Here is a 3,432-nt window from a genome sequence, read left to right as displayed (position 1 = left end):
CAGCATGCTCCATACCAAGACGAGGCACAGAAATCAATTGTGTAACGTAGTTATTTATCTGGTGTGGGGTCACTCGATAGGTTTGCTCTGCCTCATCCCAAGTAACGAATTTGTCATGGCGTGCTCTACAGAACGGACAGACATCAGGCATTTCACCAATCATGTTATAGCCACAAACGGTACAAACCCACTGCTGATGGTTCACAGTTGAAGCCAACATTTCACCTTCATTAGCCATATTCAGAACCTCAATGTACTGATGTTGACATTAATTTGTTTTTATTTTCCTAGTATTTACAAGATTTATGCGCTTAGTTAATGAGTTTTTTTTAACAACACATTATTCTAAAATCTGTATATTATTCTAGGATTTGCAGAAATAAAACTGGGTTTAATAGTTATAAATTACCAGTTTTTTTAGAGTTTTTGATTAACCTGAATAGCAGAAGTATTGTCCACACTTCCAACCTCGACTTTTTCAGCAACCAAGGGATTATCTCAATTTTGTTCAATCCAACAAAGCCTCAGCATGATGGCTGATATGGTCTTTTATAAAGGTGGCGATAAAATAGTAACCATGGTTATAGCCGACCTGGAGACGGAAAGTCAGGGGCTGATCTGCTTTTTCACAAGCTTTCTCAAACACCTCAGGGAGCAACTGCTGCTTCTCATAAAAGGGGTCAGCGGTGCCTTGGTCAATCAAAATTGTATGGTTATAGTTGGCTGTCAACACCAGTTCGCTGGCATCGTAAGCTCGCCATTGCTCTTGGTCTGTCCCGAGGTAATTGGTGAATGCCTTCTGACCCCAGGGGCTGCGCATGGGAGCAGCAATGGGAGCAAAAGCAGAAACAGATAGGTACTGCTTTGGGTTTTTTAAGGCACAAATCAACGCACCATGACCGCCCATAGAATGACCAAATATACCTTGTTTCTCAACTTGCGTGGGGAAATTTTTGGCAATTACCTCGGGTAACTCATGGACAACGTAGCTATACATTTGGTAGTGAGCTGACCAAGGTTCAAGAGTGGCATCTACGTAAAAACCAGCACCAGACCCCAAGTCCCACTCATCGTCCTCACCTGGAATTCCTGTATTCCGAGGGCTGGTATCTGGAGCCACCAACATCAATCCATACTTGGCTGCAAATCGCTGAGCACCCGATTTAACCATAAAATTCTCTTCCGTGCAAGTCAAACCTGACAGGTAATATAGAACTGGAACGGATTGCACTTTCGCCTGGGGGGGTTGGTATACGGAAAACCCCATCTCGCTCCTACAAGTCTGAGATTGATGAGTGTAAAAACCTACTGTACCGCCAAAGCAACGGTTTTCGGAGACGAGGCGAAGGTCTGTGGACATGGGGCTGGTTCAAATGGACGTACCATGAAGGCGAATGTGGCTGTCCAGCATTTTAGCGTTTCTCCAGCTATGTTTGCCGAAGCTGCACTTATCTTTACTAAACTATCGTCTAAATCAACAATTTTCAACTAACTTGCCTGATGGAATTAATTCTTTACAGTAAACCCGGTTGCCATCTTTGTGAGGGATTGCTTGAAAAGCTAGAGATGATTGAAGGGTTAACCTTTAAGCTAGAGGTTCGAGACATTACCAGTCGAGAGGATTGGTTCCAATCCTATCAGTATGAAGTGCCAGTACTATGTATCAACCACTTTGGTCAGGAACAGCTCCTGCCTCGCCCCTCTCCTCGTGCTAGCGTTGCACAATTGCAGCGAATGTTACGGAAATATTTCCCTGTTAGTGAGCCAAAATAGGCGATACATCAGGTTGACGGTTTGACGGTTGACGGTTTAACGGTTGACGGTTGACTGGTGGCTGTGATGATTCGGTAGATCTTATAGTGTCATTTGGTGCAATAGATTATGAAGCTAAGGGAATTATTAGCCAAAATTGCCAATATTGTGGAAATTCCTAGCCCCGAGGGTCTTGATGTAACGGTTACAGGCATCTGTACCAATTCCCACGCCTGCCAACCAGGAGATTTATTTATCGGGATGCCAGGCACTAGGGTAGATGGTGGAGAGTTCTGGGAAAGTGCGATCGCATCTGGGGCAGTAGCAGCGATAATTTCTCCCCAAGCGGCTGCCAAACATCCCCCCCAGGAACTTTCACCGGAAACAGGAGTTTGTGTAATTGCTGCCGATGACATGACCACCGTGTCTGCTCAAACTGCAGCAGCCTTCTACGACTACCCAGCACAGAAGCTCAGGCTGATTGGAGTCACGGGTACTAATGGCAAAACTACAACTACCCATCTGATTGAATTTCTGCTCGCTCATAGCTCTAGTCCTATCCCCACAGCACTTTTGGGTACCCTCTATGCCCGTTGGCCAGGTTTTGAGCAAACAGCAAGCTACACTACACCATTTGCAGTTCAATTGCAACAACAGCTCCAGTTAGCGGTCAAAGCAGGTGCCCAAATGGCAGTGATGGAAGTTAGTTCACACGCCTTAGCCCAAGGTCGAATCCAGGGCTGTCCGTTTGAGGTGGCGGTGTTTACCAATCTCACCCAAGACCATTTGGACTACCACCAGAACATGGATGATTACTTCAGCGCTAAAGCTAAGCTGTTTAGTTCCGACTATCTCAAAGGCAGGGCAATTATTAATGCTGATGACTCCTATGGAGAGCGGTTAATCCAACAGTTACCAACTGAGCAAGTCTGGAGCTATAGTATCCAAAACCCATCCGCTGATTTCTGGACGAAGGACTTAAGCTACGAGCCAACAGGGGTTAGAGGAATTATGCATACTCCAGTAGGAGAGGTTAGCTTTAATTCGCCCCTAGTGGGTCAATACAATCTGTCTAACTTGCTCGCAGCAGTAGGAACAGTTTTAGAGCTGGGTTTGGATTTAGAATTAGTAGCAGCAGCCTTGGCTCAATTTCCAGGAGTGCCAGGGCGGATGGAACGGGTGCAAATTCAACCGGAACAGGATATTAGTGTTATTGTCGATTATGCCCACACCCCAGATAGTTTGGAAAACTTACTAAGGGCATCACGACCCTTTATTGAGGGCAAGATGATTTGTGTATTTGGCTGTGGTGGCGATCGCGATCGCACTAAGCGTCCTAAGATGGGGAAAATAGCGGCTCAGTTAGCTGATGTTGCTGTAGTCACCTCGGATAACCCTCGCACCGAAAACCCAGAAAGCATCTTAGAGGATGTTTTAGAGGGGATTCCTCAATCAGTGGAACCAATGGTAATTTGCGATCGCGCTACCGCCATTCGGACTGCCATCTTGCAAGCAAAACCGGGGGATGGAGTTTTAATTGCTGGTAAGGGTCACGAAGATTATCAAATTCTGGGCACTGAAAAAATCCACTTCGATGACCGAGAGCAAGCCCGAGATGCTTTGATGAGTAGGCTACAGGTTATAGGTTAGCAAGTTGACAGCTATTTTAGCGGGCAGGTA

Annotated in this window: 5 protein-coding genes; 3 read left to right on the top strand and 2 right to left on the bottom strand. The window is 45.8% G+C overall.

Annotated features, from left to right (window positions below; translation table 11 throughout):
- Positions 1 to 238, bottom strand: a 238-nt coding sequence (locus F6K20_RS29985; protein WP_353736857.1) for a rubredoxin-like domain-containing protein, incomplete at its 3' end; no start/stop codon positions are given.
- A gap of 270 nt (positions 239 to 508) precedes the next feature.
- Positions 509 to 1,360, bottom strand: a complete 852-nt coding sequence (gene fghA, locus F6K20_RS29980; RefSeq protein WP_044492587.1) for an S-formylglutathione hydrolase — start codon at positions 1,358 to 1,360, stop codon at positions 509 to 511.
- Between fghA and F6K20_RS29975 the strand changes: the two genes are divergently transcribed.
- The 3 genes from F6K20_RS29975 (at position 1,247) to F6K20_RS29965 (ending at position 3,402) form a co-directional block, all read left to right on the top strand.
- A complete protein-coding gene (locus F6K20_RS29975) occupies positions 1,247 to 1,492 on the top strand; it encodes a hypothetical protein (protein WP_165691799.1) in 246 nt (81 codons plus the stop codon). The genes fghA and F6K20_RS29975 overlap by 114 nt on opposite strands.
- A gap of 8 nt (positions 1,493 to 1,500) precedes the next feature.
- Positions 1,501 to 1,773: a glutaredoxin family protein gene (locus tag F6K20_RS29970; RefSeq protein ID WP_008182053.1), complete on the top strand. Its 273-nt coding sequence runs from the start codon at positions 1,501 to 1,503 to the stop codon at positions 1,771 to 1,773.
- 108 nt (positions 1,774 to 1,881) lie between these two features.
- The gene (locus F6K20_RS29965; protein WP_008182052.1) at positions 1,882 to 3,402 is read left to right on the top strand and encodes a UDP-N-acetylmuramoyl-L-alanyl-D-glutamate--2,6-diaminopimelate ligase; all 1,521 of its coding nucleotides are present in this window, start codon (positions 1,882 to 1,884) and stop codon (positions 3,400 to 3,402) included.
- The last annotated feature ends 30 nt before the right edge of the window (positions 3,403 to 3,432 follow it).

Origin of the sequence: Moorena sp. SIO2C4, assembly GCF_010672485.1 — a bacterium.
GTDB lineage: Bacteria > Cyanobacteriota > Cyanobacteriia > Cyanobacteriales > Coleofasciculaceae > Moorena > Moorena producens.
Note: the sequence above shows the minus strand (reverse complement) of the source record. Positions and strands in the feature narration are given on the sequence as shown.